Source organism: Leucobacter sp. USCH14 (assembly GCF_037619215.1).
GTDB lineage: Bacteria > Actinomycetota > Actinomycetes > Actinomycetales > Microbacteriaceae > Leucobacter.
The window spans coordinates 127,318-150,265 of the sequence record NZ_JAQPZP010000005.1 but is presented as its reverse complement, the minus strand read 5'-3'; the positions used below and the strand labels follow the sequence as shown (position 1 = coordinate 150,265).

Sequence of the window (22,948 nt, the reverse complement as noted above, 5' to 3'; positions counted from 1 at the left end):
TAGTTCCTCTCCGTTGCTACTTTTGCGAGCCGGCCAGAAGCGCCTGCACGAAATACCTCTGGAACGCGAAAAACACTATCAGCGGAACGATCATCGAGAGGAAGGCTCCCGCCGAAAGCACGTCGATGTTCGCTCCGAATTGCCTGAGTTGCGACTGGATCGCCACGGTCAGCGGTTGCGAGTCCTGATTCGTGAAGATGAGGGCCACCAGCATGTCGTTCCACGTCCAGAGGAACTGGAAGATCGCGAGCGATGCGATCGCCGGCAACCCGAGCGGCAGCATGATCTTGAAGAAGATCAACCAGTCGCGCGCGCCGTCGATGCGGGCGGCCTCGAGCAGCTCCTCCGGCACCTGCGAGAAGAAGTTGCGGAGCAGGAAGATCGCGAACGGAAGACCGAACGCCGTGTGGAAGAGGATCACGCCGACCACGCTGCCGAAGATGCCCATCGAGCCGAACAGTCGCGCCAGCGGAATCAGTGCGACCTGCAGCGGGACGGCGAGCAGCACGATCACCGCGATGAACAACCAGTCCCTGCCGGGGAAGCGCATCCAGGCGAACGCGTAGGCGGCCAGCGCGCCGATGATCACCACGAGCAGCGTCGTGGGCACCGTGATCACGATAGTGTTCCAGAACGAGCCGGTGATCGTCGGGTTCGAGAGCAGGTTCGCGTAGTTCTCAAGCGTCAGCTCCGCGGGCTTGGTCAGCACCGTCCACCACCCGCTCGCCGCGTTGTCGCCCGCGGTGCGGAACGACGTGAGCAGCAGCCCGATGGTGGGCACGAGCCAGAAGATCGCGACGATCACCAGCACCGCGTGCACGATGCCGCTGCTCGCGACCCGCGCGATCCGCGATCCGATGCTCTGCCCACGACCCCGAACCGGACCGGGAGGCTTCGTCCCCCCGGTGTCTCCCGGCCCGGTCGGGGTGGTCTTCGTCTGCACGTGCGTGCTCATCGTCCGCGCTCCGCTCTGAATCGGCGTACATTCACGATCATCGAGGGCAGCACGAGAATCAGCAGCAGGATCGCGAGAGCGGATCCGAGCCCCTGGTTGTTGCCGCCGCCGAAGGAGACCGTCCACATCTCCACCGCGATCACGTTCGCCGCGGGTTTCGAGGCGCCCGGCGGGATCACGTACACGAGGTCGAAGATCTTCAGCACGTTGACGATTAGCGTCACGAACACCACCAGCAGCACGGGTGCGAGGAGCGGCGCGGTGATCTTCGAGAAGATCTGCCACTCGTTCGCGCCGTCGGTGCGGGCCGCTTCCTGCAGCGAGCGGTCCATCGCCGAGAGCCCCGACGCGATCATCACCATCGCGAAGCCCGCCCAGATCCAGACGTAGGCGAGGATCACGACGACGTTGATCCACGCAGCGCTCAGCCAGGAGACACCGGCCGCCCCGTCGCCGAAGTTCGAGGCCGGCAGCGCGATGCGATACGACTCGCCCGCCTCGAGCCCATCGATCGTGTAGGTGCCTCCCGCGCCCGTCGTCGCGAAGCCGCGGATCGAGCCGTCGACGTCGACCGCGTCGACCCGCACGCCCTCGAGGCCCGTCTTGCCCGCCTCGAGCTTCCCGTCCGTGCCGCCGCCTCCGCGGATCACATCCAGGAAGACGGTTCCCGAGATCTGCGTGTCGCTCGCCGAACTCGCAGCCGTCGCCTCGCTCACTCCTTCGGGAAGCGAGCTGCGCTTGATCCCGATGAGGGGGAAGTCCTGCGTACCCCCGGCAGCGACCTCCTCCGACGAGGCGATCACACCCTGGTCCGCCGCGATGCCCACGCCCTCGCGGGGCTTCGCACCGGGGTAGCTCGCCTGATCGGAGAACACGCTCTGCACGCTCGTGATCGCCGCGTTCACGACGCCGAGTTGCGGGCTCTCCTGGAACATTCCGCGGAAGATCACGCCGGCGGCGAGCATCGAGATCGCCATCGGCATGAACACGATGAGCCGGAACGCCGTCTTCCAGCCGATCTTGTCGACGAGCACGGCGAGCAGCAGCCCGATGATGGTCACGGTGACGGGAGCCACGACGACCCAGACGAGATTGTTGCGGATGGCGGTGAACGTCGTGTCGTTCGTGAACATCGTGACGTAGTTCTCCCAGCCCACGAAGTCCGAGCCCGAGCGGTCGAAGAACGATCGGATCACGGTGTAGACGATCGGGTACACCACCAGAGCGCCGAGCGCCAGGAGGGCGGGACCGAGGAAGGATCCCACCAGCAACCACTGGCGCAGACGGCCCCGCTGTCGCACGCTCCCGCTGCGGAGCGCGATCGGGACCGTCTGCGTGCGGCTCACTGCCCGCTACCCGTCGTAGGCGGCGGCTGCCGCGTCTTCGAGTCGCTGCGCCGCCCCGTCGACGTCATCGGGGTTCTGGTAGAAGGAGATCATCTCCTGCCAGAAGCCCTGCCCCGGGGTTCCGCCGAACGCGCTCGGCGCCAGGTCCGAGAGATCGAAGCGGAAGGTCTCGGCGCCGGTGAGCGCCTCGGCGATCTGTCGAGAGATGTCGTCGGGGTACAGCGACGTGTCGACGCCGGTGTTCGGCGAGGTGAGGCCGCCGTTCGGCACCCAGACCTCGGCCGCATCCGGGGAGGCGAGGTACGCCATCAGCGCGGTGGTCGCGGGATCCTCGTCGAACTGCACGGCGACGTCGCCGCCGCCGACGACCGCCGGAGCCGAATCGTTGATCGCAGGGAAATCGTAGAACAGGGCGTTCTCGCCGACGGTCGAGGTGCCGTCGGCGGTGATGTTGCCCGCGACGAAGTCGCCCTCGAACACGGTGCCCGCCTGCGGGTCGGCGCCGAAGACCTCGGTCACGCTCGTCGGGAAGTCGCGCTGATCGCCGCCGGACTGCACCAGGTCGCTGCCCCAGAGCTCGCCGAGCACGGTGAGCGCCTCCTTCACGGAGCCGTCGGTCCAGGGGATCTCGTGGTTCGTGAGCTGGTCGTACTTCTCCGGACCGGCGGTGCGGAGATACACGTTCTCGAACCAGTCGGTGAGCGGCCAGCCGACGTCGGCGCCGACCGAGATGCCGGCGTAGCCGGAGTCGGTGATGAGCTCGAGCTGCTCCATGAAGCCGTCCCAGTCCTCCGGAGCCTCGGCGCCCGCCTCGTCGTAGATGTCGGCGTTGTACCAGACGGTCGACTTGTTGGCGGCCTTGAACCAGACGCCGTAGAGCTCGTCGTCGACCGTTCCGAGGTCCACCCAGTCCTCGGAGTAGTTGTCACTCACGGCCTGCTCGACCTCGTCGGCGACCGGCATGATGTCGCCGTTCATCGCGAGGGACTCCATGAGCGCGGGCTGGCCCAGCACTGCCACGTTGGGCGGCGAGCCTCCCTCGAGCTGACCGCTGATGTACGTGGGTCCGTTGTCGCCGAAGCTCGTGTACGAGACCGACGCGCCGGTTCGGCGCTCGAACTCCTCGAGCACGGCTTCGAAGTTCTCCTGCTCGGCGCCCGACCAAGCGGCGGCTACCGTCAGGGACTCCCCCGCGAATTCATCGCCCGCCGGAGCTTCGCTGCTTCCGTCGCCGCCATCGCCTGAGCCGCCGCCTGCGCACGCCGTCAACAGCAGCGCTGCGGCGGCGAGTCCGGTCGTCGCGCGGGTGATCCGTGACCGCGCGAATCGTGTGGTGTGCATGAGTACTCCATCCAACCGATCCGAAGTCGGAGCGGGCCCCTCCCGTTCCGAGGAGCGCCCCGGTGCGCCAGCGCGTCTGGGCCTCCAGTGTGAACCTATCGACTCCTCACCCCGTTCGAAAGGCCTTGCGCCGCTGTGCTCGCAGGGTCTAGATGCACACGATCACGACCCAGGCGGCCGCGAAGAGACAGGGCGCGAAGGGCACGGCCGTGAGGCGCACGGCCGTGAGGGGCGCGTTCGAGACGGGCAGGGCCGCGCGGGGCAGGGCCGCGCGCAGCGCTCGAGCGCCTCGGCACCGACGAACCTGCAGCACGGCGCCCCAGACCGCGGCGACGCCGAAAACGATGACCACCGCCGCGAGGGCGGCCGTCCCCCCTCCCGCGAAGCCGGTCACGGCTCCGATGAGCGGCGCGAGCTTCACGTCTCCGCCGCCGATGCCAGCGGGAGCCCAGCGCCACAGCACCGCGAACCCCGCACCGCAGGCCGCGGCCGCGATCACCGTGTCCAACGCGACGCGCATCGCCGGCCGGTCACCGCTGACGAGCCCCGCGCCGCCGTCGAGGCCGAGCGCCGCGGTGCTCGCGAGCAGCGCGGGGAGCGTCGTGCAGAGGGCCAGCGACACGAGCCGATTCGGCAGGCGGCGTTCGCGAACATCGACGACGGAGAGCAGCACCGTCCAGACCGCGAACAGGGCGAACGCGACGACCGCGCAGACCGTCGCCACTGCTGCCCAACCCGACGGCATCGTCGCTCCTCGTCCGCCGCTCGACCGAGACGCTACGGCGTGACTTCCGTTCCGATGCCGCGCTCCGTGAAGATCTCGAGCAGCACCGAGTGCGGTTCCCGGCCATCGATGATCGCCGCTTTCGAGACGCCGCCGCGCACCGCGTCGAGGCAGGCGTGCATCTTCGGGATCATGCCCGATTCGAGGCTCGGCAGCAGCTCTTCGAGCTCGCCCGCGGTGATCGAGGAGACGAGGGAGTCGCGATCCGGCCAGTCCGCGTAGAGCCCCGCGACGTCCGTGAGAATGACGAGCTTCTCCGCGCCGAGCGCGCTCGCCAGCGCACTCGCCGCCGCGTCGGCGTTCACGTTGAGCGAGTCGCCCGGCCGGTCCACGTCGGGCGCGATCGACGAGACGACGGGAATCAGACCGGCGTCGAGCAGCGCGAGAACGGGTTCGATGCGCACATCGATCACGTCGCCCACGAGCCCCAGATCGACCAGCTCGCCGCCGACCTCGATCGGCGGGCGCCGGCGGCCGACGAACAGCCCGGCGTCCTCCCCCGTCGTTCCCGCCGCGAGCGGCCCGTGCGCATTGATCTGGTCGACGAGCTCGGGGTTCACCTTGCCCGTGAGCACCATGCGCACGACGTCCATGGTCTCGGGAGTCGTCACGCGGTAGCCGCCGCGGAATTCACTCTCGATGCCCAGTCGCGCGAGCATCGCGTTGATCTGCGGGCCCCCGCCGTGCACCACGACCGGGCGGATGCCGGTGTGCCGCAGATAGACGACGTCTTCGGCGAACGCTTCGAGCAGCCGGTCGTCGATCATCGCGTTGCCGCCGAACTTGATCACCATGACGGTGTCGCGGAACTTCTTCAGCCAGGGCAGCGAATCGATGAGCACTTCGGCGCGCGCGGCTGCGTGCTCGTGGTCGAGAGGCCTCTCGGTGACGGACATCGGTCTCCTAGCTCGAGTAGGCGCTGTTCTCGTGCACGTAGTCGTGCGTGAGGTCGTTGGTTCGGATGGTCGCGGCGTGCGAGCCGGAGAACAGATCGATCTCCACGTGCGTGCGGCGGGGCGTGAGATCGCACTCCTCCACCGGCCGGTCGGGCGCGCCCGCGTGGCACAATCGCACGCCGTTGAAGGCGACGTCCACCGCGTAGGGGTCGAACGCGGCCTCCGTGGTGCCGATCGCGGCGAGCACTCGGCCCCAGTTGGGGTCGTTGCCGAAGATCGCCGCCTTGAAGAGGTTGTTGCGGGCGACGGATCGCCCCACCTCGACGGCGTCGGCGACCGACGCGGCTCCGCGCACCTCGATATCGATGTCGTGACTGGAGCCCTCGGCGTCGGCCTGCAGCTGCGCCGCGAGGCTGTCGCAGACGCCCGCGAGCGCAGAGGCGAACTCGGCCTCCTCCGGCGCGATGCCGGAGGCGCCGCTCGCGAGCAGCGTGACCTGGTCGTTGGTCGACATGCAGCCGTCGGAATCGAGGCGGTCGAAGCTCGCGGAGGTCGCAGCGCGCAGCGCGCGGTCGAGCGCGTCGTCGTCGAGCCGCGCGTCGGTCGTGATCACCACCAGCATCGTCGCGAGGCCCGGCGCCAGCATGCCCGCGCCCTTCGCGATCGCTCCGATCGTCCACCCGTCTCCACGATGCACGGCCGTCTTCTCCACGGAGTCGGTCGTGAGGATCGCGCTCGCCGCCGCGGTGTCGTCGGCGGCGAGCGCGCCCACGAGCGCCGGGACTCCGCCGACGATCTTGTCGCGGAAGGCTTGGTCCCCGGTACCGATGAGCCCGGTCGAGCAGACGAGGATCCGCTTCGCGTCGTCCTCCCCGATCTCCTGCGCGACGGCCTCGGCGGTCAGGCGAGTGGTCTCGTACCCGAAGTCGCCGGTGAAGCAATTCGCGCCGCCGGAGTTCAGCACGATCGCGTGCGCCGCACCGCCGGCGATCGCCGCGCGACTCCAGAGGATCGGGTTCGCCTGCGCCCGGTTCGAGGTGAAGACGGCGGCGCTCGCGCGCTCAGGCCCGTCGTTCACGACGAGCGCGAGGTCGGGTTTGCCGGTGCTCTTCAGACCGACGGCGATGCCTGCGGAGCGGAAGCCCTGGGGTGCGGTCACGGTCACGGTGCGACTCCATTCACGGAAAGGCCGGTGCGTTCGGGCAGGCCGAGGGCGATGTTGGCCGACTGGATGGCGGCTCCGGCGGTGCCCTTGGCGAGATTGTCGAGGGCGGCGACGATCACCGCGCGACCGGCGTTCTCATCGACGGTCACGCTGATGAGGCACGTGTTGGCGCCCAGCGTGTCGGCGGTGCGCGGCTGCACTCCCTCGGGAAGCAGCTGGACGAAGGGCTCATCGGCGTAGGCGCGCTCCCAGGCGGCGCGCACGTCCACGGCGGTCGTGCCGGGTGTTACTCGCGCCGTCGTCGTGGCCAGAATGCCCCGGCTCATCGGAACGAGCACCGGCGTGAAGCTGATCGTCGGCTCCTCGCGCGCACCGGCACCGCGGAGCGCCTGGCGAATCTCGGGGATGTGCCGGTGGGACCCGCCGACCGCGTACGGGTTCGCCGTACCCATCAGCTCTGCGCCGAGCAGGTGCGTCTTCGCCGCCTTCCCGGCTCCGGAGGGGCCGACCGCGAGCACCGAGACGATATCCCGCGCCTCGATGACTCCGTCGGCGATGCCGGGAGCGAGCGACAGCGCCACGGTGGAGGCGTTGCATCCCGGTGCCGCGATCCTCGTCGCCCCGACCAGCGCCTCGCGCTGGCGACCGCTCGTGCCGTCCTCGCGCGCGACGATCAGCTCGGGCACGCCGTACGTCCAGGACTCATGGTGCTCGCCGCCGTAGAACGCCGCCCAGTCCTCGGAACTCGTCAGGCGATGGTCGGCGCCGCAGTCGACCGCGAGGCGCACGTTTGCGAGCTTCTCCGTGAGCGCGCCCGATGCGCCGTGCGGCAGGGCGAAGAACACGATGTCGTGACCGTCGAGCACCTCGGGGGTGGTGGCCTGCAGCGTGAGATGCGCGAGCGAGCGGAGGTGCGGCTGCGACTGCACGAGCGGCTGGCCCGCCGTCGAATGACCGGTGACGGTGCGGATCTTGAACTCCGGGTGCTCGCAGAGCAGACGGAGCAGCTCGCCCCCCGCGTATCCGCTGGCTCCCGCAACAGCGACGCTGTATGTCATCGTCTCCCTCTCCCGCGGGCGGCGCGCACGCGTCCCCCTATTCAACCATCCGGCGAAGGGTCCGCTCGCCGCACCCCGCCCGATAGGCTCGACGGCATGTACTTCATCGTCGTCAAATTTCCCGTCAAGCCCGAGAGCGTGGAGCGGTGGCCCGAGATCGTGCGCGAGTTCACGGAAGCAACGCGCGCTGAAGCCGGCAACCTCTGGTTCGACTGGTCGCGGAGCCTCGAGGATCCGAACGAGTTCGTGCTCGTCGAAGCCTTCACCGACGAGGGCGCGGGCCCGCACGTCTCCTCAGCGCACTTCGCGGCCGGTCTCGAGGCGATGCGGCCGCACCTCGTCGCCACCCCGAAGATCATCTCCCGTCAGATCGACGGAGCGGGCTGGGATGCGATGGGAGAGCTCCAGATCGACGCCTAGGCGGTCGGCGCCTCGGGATCCGCCCGCCCTAGCGATGACGGAACTCGGGAGCGCGCTTCTCGGCGAACGCGCGCATCCCCTCCTTCTGGTCCTCGGTGGCGAACGCGGCGGCGAACGCCTGGCGCTCGAAGCGAAGCCCTTCGGCGAGCGGCATCTCCTGAGCAGCCTGCAGCGCATCCTTCGCAGCGTAGACCGCCGGCAGCGACTTCGACGCGATCGTCTCCGCAACCTTCGCGGCTTCTCCGAGCAGGTCGTCAGCGGGCACGACGCGGGAGACGAGCCCTGAGCGCTCCGCCTCCTCCGCGTCCATCATGCGCCCGGTGAGCACGAGATCGGCGGCCTTGGCCTTGCCGATCGCGCGCGGCAGCCGCTGCGAGCCTCCGAAGCCGGGCAGGATCCCGAGGGTGATCTCGGGCTGACCGAACTTCGCGGTGTCGGCGGCGATGATGATGTCGCACATCATCGCGAGTTCGCAGCCGCCGCCGAGCGCGAAGCCTCCGACCGCGGCGATGAGGGGCGTGCGGGTGCGTTCGAAGCCGCCCCAGCCGGGGAACGGGCCGTCGAGGTACATGTCGGCGTAGCCGAGGTTCGCCATCTCCTTGATGTCCGCCCCGGCGGCGAACGCCTTCGCCGATCCGGTGAGCACGATGGCTCCGATCGACGGGTCGTCGTCGAAGCCCTGCACCGCATCGATGAGCTCGCGCACGAGGGTGCCGTTCAACGCGTTGAGCGCTTCGGGTCGGTTGAGGGTGATGGTGGCGACGCGTCCCTGCGTCTCGGCGATGATCGTCGTGTAGTCGCTCATGCCGTCCAGTCTGTCACGTGTCGCTCCGCGAGCCCGTCGTACGCCGACAGCGGCCGGATCAGCGCGTTCGCCTCCGCCTGCTCCATGATGTGCGCGGTCCATCCGGTCACGCGCGCCGCGACGAAGATCGGCGTGAACATCGGAGTGTCGAAGCCGATGAGGTGGTAGGCGGGGCCGGAGGGGTAGTCGAGGTTCGAGTGGATCCCCTTGCGCTCCATGAACTCCTGTTCGAGTGCGTCTGAGAGTTCTGCGAGCTCGGGACGCTCGAAGTGCGCGATGAGCGAGTCGAGCGCGGCGCGCATCGTGGGCACGCGGGAGTCCCCGTTCTTGTAGACGCGATGCCCGAATCCCATGATCTTGCGCTTCTCTGCGAGCGCCGTGTCGAGCCACTTCTCCACACGGTCAGCGGAGCCGATCTCGTCGAAGACGTGCATCACCGCCTCGTTCGCACCGCCGTGGAGCGGCCCCTTGAGTGCGCCGATGGCGCCCACGACTCCCGAGTACAGGTCGGAGAGCGTCGACGTGATCACGCGGCCCGTGAAGGTCGAGGCGTTGAAGGAGTGCTCGGCGTACAGGATCATCGAGCGGTTGAACGCGTCGACGACGACCCCATCGGGCTCCTCCTCGAACGTCATCCAGAGGAAGTTGGCGGAATAGTCGAGATCGTCTCGGGGCTCCACGAGCGGCGCGCCGCGCCGGCGTCGCTGACCGTAGGCGACGATGGCCGGAAGCGCTGCGAACAGTCGTATCGCGCGCTCGAGGTTCTCCTCGGCGCTCCCCGAGGCATCGAGCACCGACCCCGACCCGGCGAGGTCGAGCGCTCCGAGCACGCTGACCGCCGTGCGCACCTCGTCCATGGGATGCACGTCGATCGGCAGCAGATCGATCGCCGCCCGCACCGGAGCCGCGAGCGCGCGGTGCTGCCGCTCCGCTCGGCGGAGGTGCTCCAACTCGGCGGGGCTCGGCAGTTCCCCGTGCCAGAGCAGGTGAGCAACCGCTTCGAACGGCTGGCTCTCCGCGAGCTCCTGCACCGGGTAGCCCCGGTAGAGCAGGCTGTTCGTCTCCGGGTTCACCTTCGAGATCGCGGTCGTATCGACGATGACTCCCGCGAGCCCCTTCTTGATCTCCTGGTTCACGTGATGCGCTCCTTTACGATGAACTGCTGTGGTGGTGAAGAGCTGTCGCCCTACCGTTCGACCGTGAAGTCGAACACGTTCGAGTCGAAGCTGTTGTAGTCCTCGTAATCCACGAGGTCGTACAAGTCGGCGCGGTGCTGCATCTCGTCGAGTTTGCCCGCGAGATGCCCGGCGTCGTTCAGCTCATCGAGCGCGCGCCCGGTCGCACCCATCGCGATCCGCAGCATCGACACGGGCCAGATCACGATATTCACTCCGACGTCGGCGAGTTGCTGAGACGAGAAGAGATCGCTCTTGCCGAACTCGGTCATGTTCGCGAGGATCGGCACGTCGAGGCTCGCGCGCATGGCGGCGAACTCGTCGAGGGTCCGCATCGCTTCGGGGAACACCGCGTCGGCTCCCGCATCGACGAGCGCCTTCGCGCGCTCGATCGCCGCATCGAGTCCGTCGACCGCGCGGATATCGGTGCGCGCCATGATGAGGAAGTTCGGATCGCGCCGAGCATCGGCCGCGGCCCTGATGCGCTTGATGGCCGTGCTCTCATCGACGACGGCTTTGCCATCGAGGTGCCCGCAGCGCTTCGGATTGATCTGGTCTTCGATGTGCGCACCGGCCAGGCCCGCGTCCTCGAGCGTCTGGATCGTGCGCGCCACGTTCATCGGCTCGCCGAATCCGGTGTCGGCGTCCACGATCGCGGGCAGCTCGGTCATGCGTGCGATCTGCTGTGCGCGCCCCGCCACCTCCGTCAGCGTCGTGAGACCGATATCGGGCAGACCGAGATCGGCGGAGAGCACGGCGCCCGAGATGTACACGCCGTCGAAGCCCTTCCGCTCGATGAGGCGGGCCGACAGCGGGTTGAACGCCCCCGGCAGCCTCAGCAGCTCGCCGCTGGCGAGACGTTCTCGGAAGGCGCGCCGTTTCTCATGCGCCGGGGTCTGGGCGTACAGCATCAGAAGAGTCCCTTCGGTGCGGCGTCGAGATCGATGAGGCCGGGTCGCGCGACGATGTTGAGCTCGCGCACCTCGTCGGGGGTGAGTTCGGGAAGCCGCTGCACGAGCTCGAGGAACCGGTCGATCTCGCCGGGTTCGAGCACGGGCTCGGCGAGCAGCCGGAACTTCGCGATGTACTGCTCGCGCGCGAAGGGTCGGGCGCCGAGCGGGTGGGCGTCGGCGACCGCGATCTCCTCGACGACGGTCGTGCCGTCGACGAGCTCGATCTCGACGCGCCCGCCGAACGCCTTCTCGTCCGGGTCCTCGGAGTGGTACCGCCGCGTCCACTCCGCATCCTCCGCGGTGGTCACCTTCTGCCAGAGTGCGACCGTGTCCGCGCGCCCCGCCCGCTCCGGAGTGTAGGAGTCGACGTGATGCCACCCGCCGTCTTGCAGCGCGACGGTGAAGATGTACGGGATGGAGTGATCGAGCGTCTCCCTCGACGCGGTCGGGTCGTACTTCTGCGGATCGCCTGCACCCGAACCGATCACGAAGTGGGTGTGATGGCTCGAATGGAGCACGATGCTTGCTACGTTCTCGGGGTCGGCGAGCTCGGGGTGCGCGCCGTGGAGCCGTCGCGCGAGGTCGATCCACGCCTGCGCCTGGTACTCGGCCGAGTGCTCCTTCGTGTAGCTGTCGAGGATGGCTCTCTTCGCCTCGCCCGCAACGGGCAGGGGCACGTCATAGGCCGCCGACTTCCCGTCGAGCATCCACGCGATCACGCCGTCCTCGCCCTCGTAGATCGGCGCCGGGGAGGTCTGGCCCCGCATGGCGCGGTCGACGGCTTCGACGGCCATCTTGCCGGCGAAGGCGGGGGCGTGCGCCTTCCACGTCGAGATCTCGCCCTTCCGGCTCTGGCGGGTCGCCGTCGTCGTATGCAGCGCTTGCGCGACGGCCTGCGCGATGGTGGCGACGTCGAGTCCGAGGAGGGTGCCGATGCCCGCGGCTGCGGAGGGCCCGAGGTGGGCGACATGATCGATCTTGTGCCGGTGCAGGCAGATCGCCCGCACGAGATCCATCTGGATCTCGTATCCCGTGGCGATGCCGCGCACCAGCGCCTCGCCGTCGGCGCCGACGTGCTGAGCCACGGCGAGGATCGGCGGGATGTTGTCGCCGGGGTGCGAGTACTCGGCCGCCAGGAACGTGTCGTGGTAGTCGAGCTCGCGCACGGCGACGCCGTTCGCCCAGGCCGCCCACTCCGGGCTCGACAGGAGGTCGAGCGGCGCGCTCGACGGCAGCCCGAAGATCGTGCTTCCCGCACCGCCGCGGGAGACGGGGTGCGCGAGCGCCTGCGCTCGCGCCGCGACGATCGGCGCTCGCGTCAGAGACGCTGCGGCGACCGAGGCATTGTCGATGATGCGGTTGATGATCATGTCGACGACGTCGGGGTCGACCGCGACCGGGTCCGCCGCCACCTCGGCGATCTTCCAGGCGAACTGCTGCTCGCGCGGCAGCGCTTCCTCGCTGCGGTGCACACGGACGTGGTGGGTGACGGTCATGCGGAGGCTCTCTCTTCGGTGTCGGCGATGGCTGCGAGGATCGACGCGAGCGCGCGATGCAGGTGGACATGGGTGGCGTGCGCGGCGAGCTCGGGGTCGCCGTCGGCGATGGCTCGGGCGATCAGAGCGTGCTCGCCGGCGGAGGCGACGAGGCGCTCGTGGTGGTCGCGCGCAAGGGCGCGGGCGCGGGCGAGGTGGGTGCGGACGGGCCGGAGCGCCTGCACGAGATAGGAGTTCGCGACGGCGGCGTCGATCGCCGCGTCGAAGCGTGCGATGAGCGCGTAGTACTCGTCGGCGCTCGACGCCGTCGCGTCGGGGTGCGCCGTCTCGAACGCGGATGCGATCTCGGCGAAGGTCGTCCGGTCGCCGCGCTCCGCCGCAAGGCGGGCCGCCGTCTCCTCGAGGGCTCGGCGCGTCTCGAACAGCGCGCGCACGTCCGAGACGTCGAAGCCCGAGACGACGAGCACGCGTGCGGATTGCTGCGTGATCAGCCCGTCGGCGACGAGCCGCCCGATCGCCTCGCGCATCGGCGTGCGGCTGACGCCCCAGCGCAGCGACTGCTCCACTTCGCCGATCGCGGTGCCGGGCGCGAGCGCACCCGTCTGGATCTGCTCGAGCAGCGCCCGGTAGACGCGGTCGCCCGTGCGCTCGCTCCTCGTCGGTGTCGCCGTCGCCATGAGGCTAACGTATCCACTGCGCGGCGCAGCCGCAAGAGATACGCCGACAATCGAGTGCGGCGTATACGAACGCCTAGCCGATCAGACTCGGCTGCAGATCCTTCAGGGTGCGCGAACGCATCGTCTTCGCGACGCCGAGCGCCGCGACCAGCACCGCGATGACGAGCACGAGCGCGAGCTTGAGCGCCTCGCTCGCGGCGTCGGCGAGGTCCCCGCCGTACATGAGCTGCCGCAGACCGTCCACCGCGAACGACATCGGCAGCCAGTGGTGCAGCGTCGCGAGCGACGGCGGAAGCGTCTGCCACGGGAACGTTCCGCCGGCGGTGACGAGCTGCACGACCATGAGTACGAGTCCCAGGAACTGCCCGACGCTCCCCAGCCAGACGTTCAGCGCGAGAATGATCGCCGCGAACGTCGCCGAGGCGAGCGCGATCGTACCGTACGCGGCGACCGGATGCGCGAAGTCGAAGCGGAGCGCGAACGCGACGATCGCGAACAGGGCGAGCATCTGCGTCGCTCCGAGCAGCGCCGGCGTGGCCCACCCGGCGAGGGTCACGCGCAGCGGCGTATGCAGCGCGGTCACGGCGCGGCGCGAAACGGGCTTCAGGATGAGGAAGAGCGCGTAGATGCCGATCCATGCCGCGAGGCTCATGAAGAACGGCGCCAGTCCCGCACCGTAGCTCCCCGCGGATGTGACTCGGCTCGTCTGCACGTCCACCGGGCTCGCGATGTTGTCGGCCTGTGCAGCGCGCAGTTCATCCGAGCTGTCGGGAAGCGCTTCGACGCCCTCGGCGAGGCCGTCGCGCAACTGCCCGGCCCCGTCGGTGAGATCGCCGAGACCGCTCTCCAGGCTGCTCGATCCGTCCACGAGTTGCGCGAGCCCGCCGTCCAGCGCGATCGCGCCGTCGCTCGCGGTCGCGATGCCGTTCGCCAGCTGCGGCGTCGCATCCGCGAGCCGCCGCGACCCGTCGGCCACCTGCTGTGCACCGTTCGCGAGCGTATCGAGCTGCGCACTGGCTCCCTGCACCTGGCCGTTCACGGCCGAGAGGTCGCCCCCCGCGCGGTCCATCGCCGCGCTCACCCGGTCGATCACGGATTGATCGACCTTCGCGTTTGCAAGATCCTGCAGGATCGCCGAGCGATCCTGGGCGAGCGCGTCGAGGGCGCGCTGGCTCGCACCCGCGGCCTCCCTGCCGTACTGCGCCACCCTCGCGTTGCCCGCGGCGACCTGCGCGGCGCCGTCGGCCAAGGTTTCCGTGCTCTGCGGGAGTGAAGCCGTCGCATCTCGCAGCTCGCCGAGGCCGGAGGCCAGCCGCCCCGACCCCTCGGCCGCCTGCTGCGACCCCACGTGCAGCTTCCCCGCGCCGTCGCGCGCCGTCGCCGCGCCGTCGGTCAGCGCGCCTGCCCCGTCGGTCGCCTCGACGAGGGAGCCGCGCACCTGCGAGATGCCGTCGAGCAGCGACTTCGCCGCCTCCCGGTTCACCGATTGCACGACCTGCTTCTGGATGCGCTGCACGGCCTGCTCGCCGATCGTCGTCGCGAGGTAACTGTTCGCGTCGTTCGTCGTGAGCACCACGTCGGCGCGATGGGGGTCGTCGGTCTGCGACGACTGCAGCGCTTCCGAGAAGTCCGCGGGCAGCGTCACCGTGAAGTCGTACACGCCGTTCTCGATGCCGCGCTCCGCGTCCTCCGCGCTCACCCGGTGCCAGTCGAAGCTGCCGTCCTCGATCAGGTTCTCGGCGACCTCGTCGCCGATCACCCGCACGTCGTCGCCCTCGTCCACGCCGGTGTCGGCGACCACGAGCGCGACGGGCACCTGATCGAGCCGGGCGTACGGATCCTGGTTCGCCCACAGGTACAGACCGCCGTAGAGCAACGGCACGCACATGAGCGCGACGAACGCGAGTCGCGCCATCTTCGTCGCCCAGAGACGGGCGAACTCGGCTCGGATCATCTGCGGGATCTTCATGCGCGCTCCTCCTCCGCACCGTTCGCATCGACCGTCTCGACCGCTTCGACCGCCGGCGAACCGGGCCCCTCGCGCAGCGGCATCACCTCGCCGGTCCCCCAGCCCTCGGGATGCGCGGCGATCGCCGCCCGCGCGGCCCGGCCCGCGATCACGAGCACCGCTGCCCCGTCATCGGCGAGTTCGCAGGCGATCCGCCACCAACCCTCGGGCGCGCCGCCGTGCCGGTCGGGCGAGACCAGCACCAGTCCCTCGACGCCGGGACGCTGCAGCGCCAATTCGCAGAGCGCGCGCACCCGCGCTTCCGGGGCGAGATCACCGATCGGCAGCCTCGCGAACTCGCGCATCCCGAGGCGCTCGAGTTCCTGCCGCACCGCGAGCGGACCCCCGAATCTGCCCGCGAACATCAGTTCCTCCGCGACGACGTGAGCGAGCAGCACATCACCGTGGGGTTCGCTCACATCCGGCGCGTCGACGAGGGCGACCCTGCGCCGGAGCGCACGGGAATTCGGCTCGTCGTCGATCGAGACCTCGCCCGAGTCGGGCTTCATGCGGCCGGACACGATGAGGCCGAGCACGGTCGGTCTCTGGGCGGTTTCGGCCTCGACGAACACCGCGGTCCCCGAGTGCATCGCCACGTCGATCGGCGGGAGCGCCCGCCCGCCCGGTCCTTTGCTGACCGCCGTCGCCCGCACCCGCATGAGTTCGTCCCCGCCCTACTCGTTCTCCACCCCTGCGAGTGTAGTCCTCCACTCGCCGAGTGCGCGGGTCGCTGAACGGGCGTTCGGCGTCAGAGCTCGTCGATGACGATTTTGTGCATGCCGAGCAGGTGCTCGAAGGCGTTCGGACGCTTCATCAGCTCGCCCATGTCGGCGGGCACGATCTGCCAGCTCACTCCGAATTCGTCGACCAGCCACCCGCACTGCTCCGCCTCCGGAACGGCGGAGAGCGCGTTCCACAGTCGGTCGATCTCCGCCTGATCCGCGCAGTGCACCTCGAGCGAGACCCCGGAGTCGAACGTGAAGTCCTGCTCGACCCCCGAGTCCATGACGGCGAACATCTGCTCTCCGATGCGGAAGTCGCTGTACATGAGCGCATCCGCGGTCGCCGGGCCGGTCTGCTCCCCGTAGGGGAAGGACCCGACGAGCGCGGCGTTGTCGAACACCTCGATGTAGCGGTCGCGAGCCGCTGCAGCGCGATTCTGCGCCGCTCCCCCGAACATGAGCGACGGCATGACGAATTCCGCGTCCGCATCATCGTCGTCGTTCAAGCTGAGCTGCCAGCTCATGCCGAAGCGATCCTGCACCCACCCGTAGTGGGGGCTGAACGGGTAGGCGTCCAAGGGCATGAGCACCGTGCCGTCTTCACTCAGTCGCTCCCACACCTGGTCGAGAGTTCGGCGCGCCGCCTCCCGCCCGCCGAACGCGGCATCGCCGAACATGAGGAACATCGATATCGACGGGTTCGGTGCGAACTCGTCGCCCGCGTTGATCAGCGTGAGCCGGTAGCCCGACAGGCTGACGGCGACCGTGAGCGGCGCCCCGGCCAGCGGCTTCTGGAAGTCGAGCAGACCGGTCTCGGGGTACCGGGATTCCACCTCTGCGGTGGTGTCGGGGAAGACACTCGCGTAGAAGTCACCCACCTCCTCCGCGTTCCCCTGGCACCAGATGTTCGGCACGATGTACTGGTCGGTCATGACCGTTCCTTTCGCAGGCGAGCGTGGCGGCGCTGCCGGGCGCATTGGTCGCGCGGACGGCGATACGACTGGCCCGTTCTCAGTATCCGTCGCGCTTCCGGGTGCGGCAAGTGTCGAATCGATGACAATCGGTCCATTCGAGGGCACAATGTGAGCAGAGGGGCCGGCCGCAGCCCCGCGAGCTCCGAGGAGTCCTCATGTCGATCAGCTTGAACCCCTACCTCAACTTCCACGGCACCGCCCGCGATGCGCTGGAGTTCTATCACTCCGTGCTGGGCGGCGAGATCCGCCTTATGCAGTACGACGCGATTCCCGGCATGATGGGCGATCCCGCCGAGGCGGAGAAGATCATGCACGGGCAGATCGACACCCTTGACGGGCTCACGATCATGGCCGCCGACTACCCGGCCTCGATGGCGGACGTCGCGGACGCCTCAGCCGCCGGCCACTCCGTGTGCATCTCGGGCGACGACGCCGACCGGATCCGCGCGGTGTGGGAGGGCATCTCTCAGGGCGCGCAGATCCGCGAGCCGTTCGAGACGGCGCCCTGGGGAGACACCTTCGGCATGCTCACGGATCGCTTCGGTGTGCCCTGGATGTTCAGCCTGGCTCCGCAGTCGCAGAACGAACCGGGCGCGTAACTCATCGGGTGCGCAGCCATTCAGCGAACGTCGGGCCCTCGAGCACCGCATCCGCAGGGTCGCTCGGCAGAATTCCGCCATCGCGGAGCGCTCGTCCGAATCTCCCGGGCAACGGAACCTCCAGCACTCCTGCACGGATCCCGCGATGGGCGGCGAGGGCACGCACCATGCGCGACATCCGGTCTTCCCGAGGGCCCGCGAGTTCGGGGGCGAAGCCGGCTGGGGACTCCTCCGCGCATCTGACGAGATGCTCGGAGACCGTGCGCGCGGCGACCGGACGGGTGCGCATCTTCGGCACGACCACGACCGGCCCGTAGCGCATCTGATCGATCATCTGCGCGGCGAACTCGTGGAACTGCGTCGCGCGCAGCACCGTCCACGGCAGCGGTCCATTCGCGACCGCATGCTCCTGCGCTGCCTTTCCGGCGTAGTAGCCGAAGGGCGCGCGGTCCACGCCGACGATCGAGAGCGCCACATGGTGGCGCACGCCCGCCGACCGACCCGCTCCGAGCAGATGCCGCGTCGAGGCCTCGAAGAACGCACGTGCACGCGATTCCGACTGGGTAGTCGTACCCGACACGTCGATCACGGCGTCGATCCCGGTGAGATCGAGGCCAGCGCCAGTGGCGAGATCGACGCCCGCTGCACGCGACAGTACTCGAACTTCGTGTCCGCGCCCTTCTGCCGCAGCGGTGACATGCCGCCCGACCGTGCCGGTGCCTCCGGCGATCGCGATCCTCATGGTGCGCCCTTTCGTTCGAAGCCATGTGCTCTCACCGAAGACGACCGGCCGCGACGGCGGAACGTCTGCGACCGCGCATCCCGGGAGTGTCGTTTGCGTCGGAAGAGCGCCGCGCGATTCACTACTCCCATGCCGTCGACGCCCGAAGCCGCACCCGCGACGTGCGCAATCGACCCATTCGTCGCTGAACGCCCCAGGCTCCTCCGCATCGCCTACCGAATGCTCGGATCCGTGCACGACGCCGAGGACGCCGTGCAGTCCACGGCGGAACGCTGGTACCGACTCGCCGCCGCCGAGCGGGCCGGCGTCGCCCACCCGGCCGCCTGGCTCACGACCGCGGTGTCGCGCGTGTGCCTCTCCCTGCTCTCGACGGCGCATCGCCGCCGCGAGACCTACCCGGGCCCTTGGCTTCCCGAACCGCTGCCCGTCTACGCAGGGGCGTCGGCAGCACCGGACCCGGAGAATCAGGCCGTGGTGCACGACGACGTCGACATGGCGCTCCTCGTTCTGCTCGACGAGCTGAAGCCCGCCGAGCGCGTCGCCTTCGTGCTGCACGACGCATTCGGCATTCCCTTCGCGGAGATCGCGGCGCTGCTCGATCGCTCGGAATCCGCGGCTCGGCAACTCGCGAGCACGGCCCGTGCGCGAGTCCGCGCCCGCGATGCCACGGCGGTTCCAGCGGCAGTCGAGGTCTCCCTCGCTCGGGCATTCGCGGAGGCCTGTCAGGCCGGCGACGTCACGGCCATCGCCTCGGTGCTCGCACCCGACATCGTGGTCGTCGGAGACGGCGGCGGCCTGCGCGGTGTCGCGCGACGCCCCGTGCACGGCGTCGACAACGTCAGCCGCTTCCTGCTCGGCGTACTGCAGAAGTGGAACGGTCGAGCCGAGATGCGACCCGCGACGGTCGGCGGGCGGCCCGCCTTCGTCTTCCGCGCGTCCGACCCAACGGCTCGCCCCCGCGTGATCGGAGTCGCCGCACTCGACATCGGTGCTGACGGGCTGCGAAGCATCTGGATCACGATGAATCCGGACAAGCTCACCCGCTGGGAGCGCGCGGCGGAGGACGCCGATCGGGCGGGGAGCCGATCCGTCGCCTGATCGGGCGCGCGGCTGACCGGACGTGGCCGGAGTCCGCGCGCCCGAACTTCCTCAGTCCCGCAGCCTGGCCTCGAACGCGAGCTCTGCTGCCGACACCCCGGCGAGTTTCGCAGCGGTAGCCTCTTCCGCAGTCAGCGTTCGATCGGCGGCGCGGAAGCGCAGCGCGAACGTGAGCGCCTTGGTGCCCGGCTCGATGCCCGCACCGCGGTAGTCGTCGACGGTCGTCGCACTCTCGAGCAGCTCGCCCGATCCCGCGACGACGACCGCGAGCACATCCCCCGCGGGCACGTCATCGGAGACCACGAGGGTCAGATCCTGCGTCGCAGCGGGATAGGTCGACAGCTGCGCCGTCTCCGGCTGACGCGGTGCCAGCTCGATCAACCGGTCGAGATCGAGCTCGAAGGCGGCCGCCCGACCGGGCAGATGGTTCGCGGCGACGAGCTCGGGCAGCAACTCGCCCGCGACGCCGATCACGACGAGCCCGCCCTCGTCGCCGTCGATGTCCGAGCCATCGCCCGCGACGCGGATCGCGAGCTCGGCGGTGCGTCCCGGGTGGAACGCACGATGGGATCCCTGCGACACGACCAGCTCGGCCGACACTGCTCCGGCGACGGTTCGCGCAGCGTCGATCGCATCTGCCCAGTCGTACGCCCGCGCGGCTTCGCCCACCTGCTTCGCGACGGCGTCCCCGAGCAGCAGCCCGGCGATTCGGCGCGGTTGCCCGGGAATCGAGGCGTTCAGGTCGGCGAGCACCTCCGCGCTCGGTCGTTCTGCGAGCGGCGGCACCGCATCGGTGCCGAGCGGCGAGCCGTCCGCTCGGGGCTCGAACACGAGGCCGAGTTCGACGAGCGCGAGGTCGGTCAGGCCGCGAGAGACATTGCGCTGCGCGGCGACGACGAGCCCCGGCAGGAGGGAGCGACGCAGGAACGGAATCTGGGCGTCGAGCGCGTTCGCGAGCGCGATCGCCTCCACCGGCACCGCGGAGTCCGCCTGGGCCCCAGCCGCATCGGCGCTCGCCGACTCCGTGCCCGCCGCCTCGGCGCCTGCTCCGAACGCCTGCAGTTGCGACCGCGAGACGAACGGGTAGCTCTGCACTTCGTCGAGCCCCGCTGCGGTGACGACATTCGCGACGCGGCGCCGCAGCCGCTGGCTGCGCGTCAGTCCGCGTCCGGCAGGGGCCACCGGCAGCACGGAGGGGATGCGATCGTAACCGACGATGCGCGCCACCTCTTCGACGAGGTCGGCGCCGCGGGTGAGGTCGGATCGCCAGCTGGGCGCGGTGACCACGAGCTCGCCGTTCTCATCCGAGACGATGCGGCAGCCGATCGTCGCGATCGCGCCGCGGATCTCGGCGTCGCTGTAATCCGTGCCGAGCAGGCCGTTGACGCGGGCGACCGGCAGACGCACTTCGGTCGGCTGCCAGTCGGCGACGAGGTCGGAGCCCAGGTCGTCGACGGTGCCGCCTGCCAGCTCGACGAGCAGGTCGACCATGCGCTGCGCAGCTGCGCGGGACACGAGCGGATCGACGCCGCGCTCGAAGCGCTTCGACGCTTCGCTCGGCAGCTTGTGACGCCGAGCGGTGCGCGCGATTGAAACCGGATCGAATGTCGCCGCTTCGATGAGCACGTCGACGGTCGCATCGTCCGCCTTCGTCGATTCGCCGCCCATGACTCCGGCCAACCCGATCGCGCCCGACTCGTCCGCGATGACGAGGTCCTCCACGTGCAGCGCGCGCTTCTGGCCATCCAGAGTGATGAGGGTCTCCCCCTCAGCGGCGCGACGCACCGTGATGCCCCCGGTGAGCTTCGAAAGATCATAGGCGTGCAACGGCTGACCGAGCTCGAGCATCACGTAGTTCGAGATGTCCACCTCGAGGGAGAGCGAGCGGATGCCGGCGAGCTGGAGACGCGCGACCATCCAGGCAGGGGTCGGACGCGCCGGATCGATGCCGCGCACCACTCGGGTCACGAAACCGGTGGCTCCCGCGCGCCCCCGAATCGGCGCGCGGTCGTCGATCGAGACCGGGAATCCGCTGCCGGCCACCGGGGTCACCGCGAGCGCCGGATCGCTGAAGCTCGCGCCCGTCGCGTGCGCGTACTCCCGGCCGACGCCGCGGATGGAGAAAGCGTAGCCGCGATCCGGCGTGACGTTGATCTCCACCGCCGTATCGGAGAGCCCGAGCAGGGCCCGCGCGTCATCGCCGACGGACGGATCGAGACCGAGACGGGAGAGCACGATGATGCCGTCGTGATCCTCGCCGAGCGAGAGTTCGCGCGCCGAGGCGATCATGCCGTCCGAGACGTGCCCGTACGTCTTGCGCGCCGAGATCGCGAAGCCGCCGGGCAGCACCGCACCCGGCAACGACACGACGACCTTGTCGCCCGCGTCGAAGTTGTGCGCGCCGCAGACGATTCCGCGCACGTCCGCGCCGCCGTCTGCAGCCGTCTGCCCCTCCGGAGCGACACGCACCTGGCACCAGTTCACCGTCTTGCCGTTCGAGTGCTCCTCGGGTTCGCGGGAGAGCACTTCGCCGACCACCACGGGGCCGGTCACGTCGAAGCGGCGGATCGACTCCTCTTCGAAGCCCACGCGCACGAGGTCGGCGTGCACCGCCTCGGGGGTGACGTCTTCGGGCAGCGAGACGACCTCGCCGAGCCAGCTGAGCGGAACGCGCATTAGACCAGTCCTCCGAACTGACGGTTGAATCGGACATCGCCCTCGACCATGTCTCGCATGTCGTTGATGTCGTGGCGGAACTGCAGCGTGCGCTCGATGCCCATGCCGAAGGCGAAGCCCTGGTACTCGTCGGGATCGATGCCCGCGGCGGCGAGCAGCTTCGGATCGACCATGCCGCAGCCTCCCCACTCGACCCAGCGCGCGCCGCCCTTGGCGTGGGGCTGCCACACGTCCATCTCCGCCGACGGTTCGGTGAAGGGGAAGAAGTTGGGCCGCAGCCGGATCTCGGCCTCCGCGCCGAACATCTGGCGGGCGAAGTGCTCGAGCGTGCCGCGCAGGTGCGCCATCGTCAGCCCGCGGTCGATCGCGATGCCCTCGATCTGACTGAACACCGGGGTGTGCGTGGCGTCGAGCTCGTCCGTGCGGTACGTACGGCCCGGGGCGACGACGTAGACCGGCAGCTCGCGGTCGAGCAGCGAACGGATCTGCACGGGAGAGGTGTGCGTGCGCAGCACCAGGTGGCGGTCGGCCGGCTCGACGAAGAAGGTGTCCTGCATCGCGCGCGCCGGATGATCGGGGTCGAAGCCGAGCGCGTCGAAGTTGAACCACTCGTGCTCGACCTCGGGGCCCTCCGCGATCTCCCAGCCCATGCCGATGAACACGTCCGAGACCTCGTCCTGCAGCTGCGAGAGCGGGTGCCGGCTCCCGGCCGCACGGCGCACCGGAGCGGCCGTGACGTCGACCGTCTCGGCGATGAGCCGCGCTGCGGCCTCCTGCGCGACGAGCTCGGCCTCTCGCCCCTTGTAGGCGCCCTCGATGCGCCCGCGAGCCTGCCCCATGAGCTTGCCCGTCGCTGCCTTCTCCTCCTTCGGCACCGCACGCATCTGGGCGTTGAGCTGCGCGATCGGCGACCCGTCGCCCGCGTGAGCGGTGCGCGCGGCCTTCAGTGCGGCGACGGAGTCTGCCGCGGCGAATGCGGTGAGCGCGGCTCCGACCGCAGCCTCGGCCGCTTCAGCGGTGATCGGATTCGAGTTCGGGGCGCTGTCTGACACGAGTCC

General features: G+C 69.5%; 21 protein-coding genes. 3 read left to right on the top strand and 18 right to left on the bottom strand.

Translation table 11 applies throughout. The annotated features are described in order from the left end of the window. Nucleotides 1–16 precede the first annotated feature (16 nt). The 7 genes from PQI23_RS07345 to argC form a co-directional block, all read right to left on the bottom strand. On the bottom strand, nucleotides 17–955 hold the full coding sequence (locus tag PQI23_RS07345) for a carbohydrate ABC transporter permease (protein WP_339973041.1): 939 nt from the start codon (nucleotides 953–955) through the stop codon (nucleotides 17–19). After that, complete coding sequence (locus PQI23_RS07340; RefSeq protein ID WP_339973039.1) at nucleotides 952–2,301, bottom strand: ABC transporter permease; 1,350 nt, start codon at nucleotides 2,299–2,301, stop codon at nucleotides 952–954. The genes PQI23_RS07345 and PQI23_RS07340 overlap by 4 nt, the downstream gene beginning before the upstream one ends. A gap of 6 nt (nucleotides 2,302–2,307) precedes the next feature. Then, entirely contained in the window at nucleotides 2,308–3,642 is a 1,335-nt protein-coding gene (locus tag PQI23_RS07335; RefSeq protein WP_339973037.1) for an ABC transporter substrate-binding protein, read from the bottom strand. 148 nt (nucleotides 3,643–3,790) lie between these two features. Beyond that, complete coding sequence (locus PQI23_RS07330; protein ID WP_339973035.1) at nucleotides 3,791–4,387, bottom strand: prepilin peptidase; 597 nt, start codon at nucleotides 4,385–4,387, stop codon at nucleotides 3,791–3,793. A 32-nt stretch (nucleotides 4,388–4,419) separates the two neighbouring features. Then, on the bottom strand, nucleotides 4,420–5,322 hold the full coding sequence (argB, locus tag PQI23_RS07325; protein ID WP_339973033.1) for an acetylglutamate kinase: 903 nt from the start codon (nucleotides 5,320–5,322) through the stop codon (nucleotides 4,420–4,422). Nucleotides 5,323–5,329: 7 nt separating this feature from the next. After that, the gene (gene argJ / locus PQI23_RS07320) at nucleotides 5,330–6,487 is read right to left on the bottom strand and encodes a bifunctional glutamate N-acetyltransferase/amino-acid acetyltransferase ArgJ (RefSeq protein ID WP_339973031.1); all 1,158 of its coding nucleotides are present in this window, start codon (nucleotides 6,485–6,487) and stop codon (nucleotides 5,330–5,332) included. After that, on the bottom strand, nucleotides 6,484–7,545 hold the full coding sequence (argC, locus tag PQI23_RS07315) for an N-acetyl-gamma-glutamyl-phosphate reductase (RefSeq protein ID WP_339973029.1): 1,062 nt from the start codon (nucleotides 7,543–7,545) through the stop codon (nucleotides 6,484–6,486). The genes argJ and argC overlap by 4 nt, the downstream gene beginning before the upstream one ends. A gap of 96 nt (nucleotides 7,546–7,641) precedes the next feature. On the opposite strand from argC, the gene PQI23_RS07310 reads away from it, so the two are divergent. Next, nucleotides 7,642–7,965: a putative quinol monooxygenase gene (locus PQI23_RS07310; protein ID WP_339973027.1), complete on the top strand. Its 324-nt coding sequence runs from the start codon at nucleotides 7,642–7,644 to the stop codon at nucleotides 7,963–7,965. A 28-nt stretch (nucleotides 7,966–7,993) separates the two neighbouring features. Here PQI23_RS07310 and PQI23_RS07305 read toward each other — a convergent pair whose 3' ends face one another. The 8 genes from PQI23_RS07305 to PQI23_RS07270 form a co-directional block, all read right to left on the bottom strand. After that, nucleotides 7,994–8,770 (bottom strand): enoyl-CoA hydratase, encoded by a 777-nt coding sequence (locus PQI23_RS07305; RefSeq protein ID WP_339973025.1) that lies wholly within the window; start codon nucleotides 8,768–8,770, stop codon nucleotides 7,994–7,996. Next, on the bottom strand, nucleotides 8,767–9,906 hold the full coding sequence (locus PQI23_RS07300) for a bifunctional 2-methylcitrate synthase/citrate synthase (protein WP_339973023.1): 1,140 nt from the start codon (nucleotides 9,904–9,906) through the stop codon (nucleotides 8,767–8,769). The genes PQI23_RS07305 and PQI23_RS07300 overlap by 4 nt, the downstream gene beginning before the upstream one ends. A gap of 50 nt (nucleotides 9,907–9,956) precedes the next feature. Beyond that, a complete protein-coding gene (gene prpB / locus PQI23_RS07295) occupies nucleotides 9,957–10,856 on the bottom strand; it encodes a methylisocitrate lyase (protein WP_339973022.1) in 900 nt (299 codons plus the stop codon). Continuing rightward, complete coding sequence (locus PQI23_RS07290) at nucleotides 10,856–12,394, bottom strand: MmgE/PrpD family protein (RefSeq protein ID WP_339973020.1); 1,539 nt, start codon at nucleotides 12,392–12,394, stop codon at nucleotides 10,856–10,858. The genes prpB and PQI23_RS07290 overlap by 1 nt, the downstream gene beginning before the upstream one ends. Next, nucleotides 12,391–13,071, bottom strand: coding sequence for a GntR family transcriptional regulator (locus PQI23_RS07285; RefSeq protein ID WP_339973018.1), 681 nt, complete (start codon nucleotides 13,069–13,071; stop codon nucleotides 12,391–12,393). Before PQI23_RS07285 ends, PQI23_RS07290 begins: the two co-directional genes overlap by 4 nt. A 73-nt stretch (nucleotides 13,072–13,144) precedes the next feature. Then, nucleotides 13,145–15,040 carry a YhgE/Pip domain-containing protein gene (locus tag PQI23_RS07280; protein WP_339973016.1) on the bottom strand — a complete coding sequence of 632 codons (1,896 nt, stop codon included), beginning with the start codon at nucleotides 15,038–15,040 and terminating at the stop codon, nucleotides 13,145–13,147. Continuing rightward, nucleotides 15,037–15,738, bottom strand: coding sequence for a hypothetical protein (locus tag PQI23_RS07275; RefSeq protein ID WP_339973014.1), 702 nt, complete (start codon nucleotides 15,736–15,738; stop codon nucleotides 15,037–15,039). The genes PQI23_RS07280 and PQI23_RS07275 overlap by 4 nt, the downstream gene beginning before the upstream one ends. Before the next feature lie 89 nt (nucleotides 15,739–15,827). Next, nucleotides 15,828–16,733: a VOC family protein gene (locus PQI23_RS07270; RefSeq protein WP_339973012.1), complete on the bottom strand. Its 906-nt coding sequence runs from the start codon at nucleotides 16,731–16,733 to the stop codon at nucleotides 15,828–15,830. Nucleotides 16,734–16,930: 197 nt separating this feature from the next. Here PQI23_RS07270 and PQI23_RS07265 point away from each other — a divergent pair, with 197 nt between their 5' ends. Then, nucleotides 16,931–17,374: a VOC family protein gene (locus PQI23_RS07265; protein ID WP_339973009.1), complete on the top strand. Its 444-nt coding sequence runs from the start codon at nucleotides 16,931–16,933 to the stop codon at nucleotides 17,372–17,374. A gap of 1 nt (nucleotide 17,375) precedes the next feature. Here the strand turns inward: PQI23_RS07265 and PQI23_RS07260 are convergent, their stop codons facing one another. After that, on the bottom strand, nucleotides 17,376–18,116 hold the full coding sequence (locus tag PQI23_RS07260) for an SDR family oxidoreductase (protein ID WP_339973007.1): 741 nt from the start codon (nucleotides 18,114–18,116) through the stop codon (nucleotides 17,376–17,378). A gap of 129 nt (nucleotides 18,117–18,245) precedes the next feature. Here PQI23_RS07260 and sigJ point away from each other — a divergent pair, with 129 nt between their 5' ends. Then, a complete protein-coding gene (gene sigJ / locus PQI23_RS07255; RefSeq protein WP_339973005.1) occupies nucleotides 18,246–19,214 on the top strand; it encodes an RNA polymerase sigma factor SigJ in 969 nt (322 codons plus the stop codon). A 51-nt stretch (nucleotides 19,215–19,265) separates the two neighbouring features. Here the strand turns inward: sigJ and pheT are convergent, their stop codons facing one another. Both pheT and pheS read right to left on the bottom strand, forming a co-directional pair. Next, complete coding sequence (gene pheT / locus PQI23_RS07250; RefSeq protein WP_339973003.1) at nucleotides 19,266–21,890, bottom strand: phenylalanine--tRNA ligase subunit beta; 2,625 nt, start codon at nucleotides 21,888–21,890, stop codon at nucleotides 19,266–19,268. Then, nucleotides 21,890–22,942 carry a phenylalanine--tRNA ligase subunit alpha gene (gene pheS, locus PQI23_RS07245; protein ID WP_339973001.1) on the bottom strand — a complete coding sequence of 351 codons (1,053 nt, stop codon included), beginning with the start codon at nucleotides 22,940–22,942 and terminating at the stop codon, nucleotides 21,890–21,892. The genes pheT and pheS overlap by 1 nt, the downstream gene beginning before the upstream one ends. Between the last annotated feature and the right edge of the window lie 6 nt (nucleotides 22,943–22,948).

What these genes read in the sequence shown, in the direction of transcription:
- PQI23_RS07345 (WP_339973041.1), bottom strand. Translation starts at nt 955, where the DNA reads ATGAGCACGCACGTGCAGACGAAGACCACCCCGACCGGGCCGGGAGAC.
- PQI23_RS07335 (WP_339973037.1), bottom strand. Translation starts at nt 3,642, where the DNA reads ATGCACACCACACGATTCGCGCGGTCACGGATCACCCGCGCGACGACC.
- PQI23_RS07330 (WP_339973035.1), bottom strand. Translation starts at nt 4,387, where the DNA reads ATGCCGTCGGGTTGGGCAGCAGTGGCGACGGTCTGCGCGGTCGTCGCG.
- argB (WP_339973033.1), bottom strand. Translation starts at nt 5,322, where the DNA reads ATGTCCGTCACCGAGAGGCCTCTCGACCACGAGCACGCAGCCGCGCGC.
- argC (WP_339973029.1), bottom strand. Translation starts at nt 7,545, where the DNA reads ATGACATACAGCGTCGCTGTTGCGGGAGCCAGCGGATACGCGGGGGGC.
- PQI23_RS07310 (WP_339973027.1), top strand. Translation starts at nt 7,642, where the DNA reads ATGTACTTCATCGTCGTCAAATTTCCCGTCAAGCCCGAGAGCGTGGAG.
- PQI23_RS07305 (WP_339973025.1), bottom strand. Translation starts at nt 8,770, where the DNA reads ATGAGCGACTACACGACGATCATCGCCGAGACGCAGGGACGCGTCGCC.
- prpB (WP_339973022.1), bottom strand. Translation starts at nt 10,856, where the DNA reads ATGCTGTACGCCCAGACCCCGGCGCATGAGAAACGGCGCGCCTTCCGA.
- PQI23_RS07290 (WP_339973020.1), bottom strand. Translation starts at nt 12,394, where the DNA reads ATGACCGTCACCCACCACGTCCGTGTGCACCGCAGCGAGGAAGCGCTG.
- PQI23_RS07285 (WP_339973018.1), bottom strand. Translation starts at nt 13,071, where the DNA reads ATGGCGACGGCGACACCGACGAGGAGCGAGCGCACGGGCGACCGCGTC.
- PQI23_RS07280 (WP_339973016.1), bottom strand. Translation starts at nt 15,040, where the DNA reads ATGAAGATCCCGCAGATGATCCGAGCCGAGTTCGCCCGTCTCTGGGCG.
- PQI23_RS07275 (WP_339973014.1), bottom strand. Translation starts at nt 15,738, where the DNA reads ATGCGGGTGCGGGCGACGGCGGTCAGCAAAGGACCGGGCGGGCGGGCG.
- PQI23_RS07270 (WP_339973012.1), bottom strand. Translation starts at nt 16,733, where the DNA reads ATGACCGACCAGTACATCGTGCCGAACATCTGGTGCCAGGGGAACGCG.
- PQI23_RS07265 (WP_339973009.1), top strand. Translation starts at nt 16,931, where the DNA reads ATGTCGATCAGCTTGAACCCCTACCTCAACTTCCACGGCACCGCCCGC.
- PQI23_RS07260 (WP_339973007.1), bottom strand. Translation starts at nt 18,116, where the DNA reads ATGAGGATCGCGATCGCCGGAGGCACCGGCACGGTCGGGCGGCATGTC.
- sigJ (WP_339973005.1), top strand. Translation starts at nt 18,246, where the DNA reads ATGCCGTCGACGCCCGAAGCCGCACCCGCGACGTGCGCAATCGACCCA.
- pheT (WP_339973003.1), bottom strand. Translation starts at nt 21,890, where the DNA reads ATGCGCGTTCCGCTCAGCTGGCTCGGCGAGGTCGTCTCGCTGCCCGAA.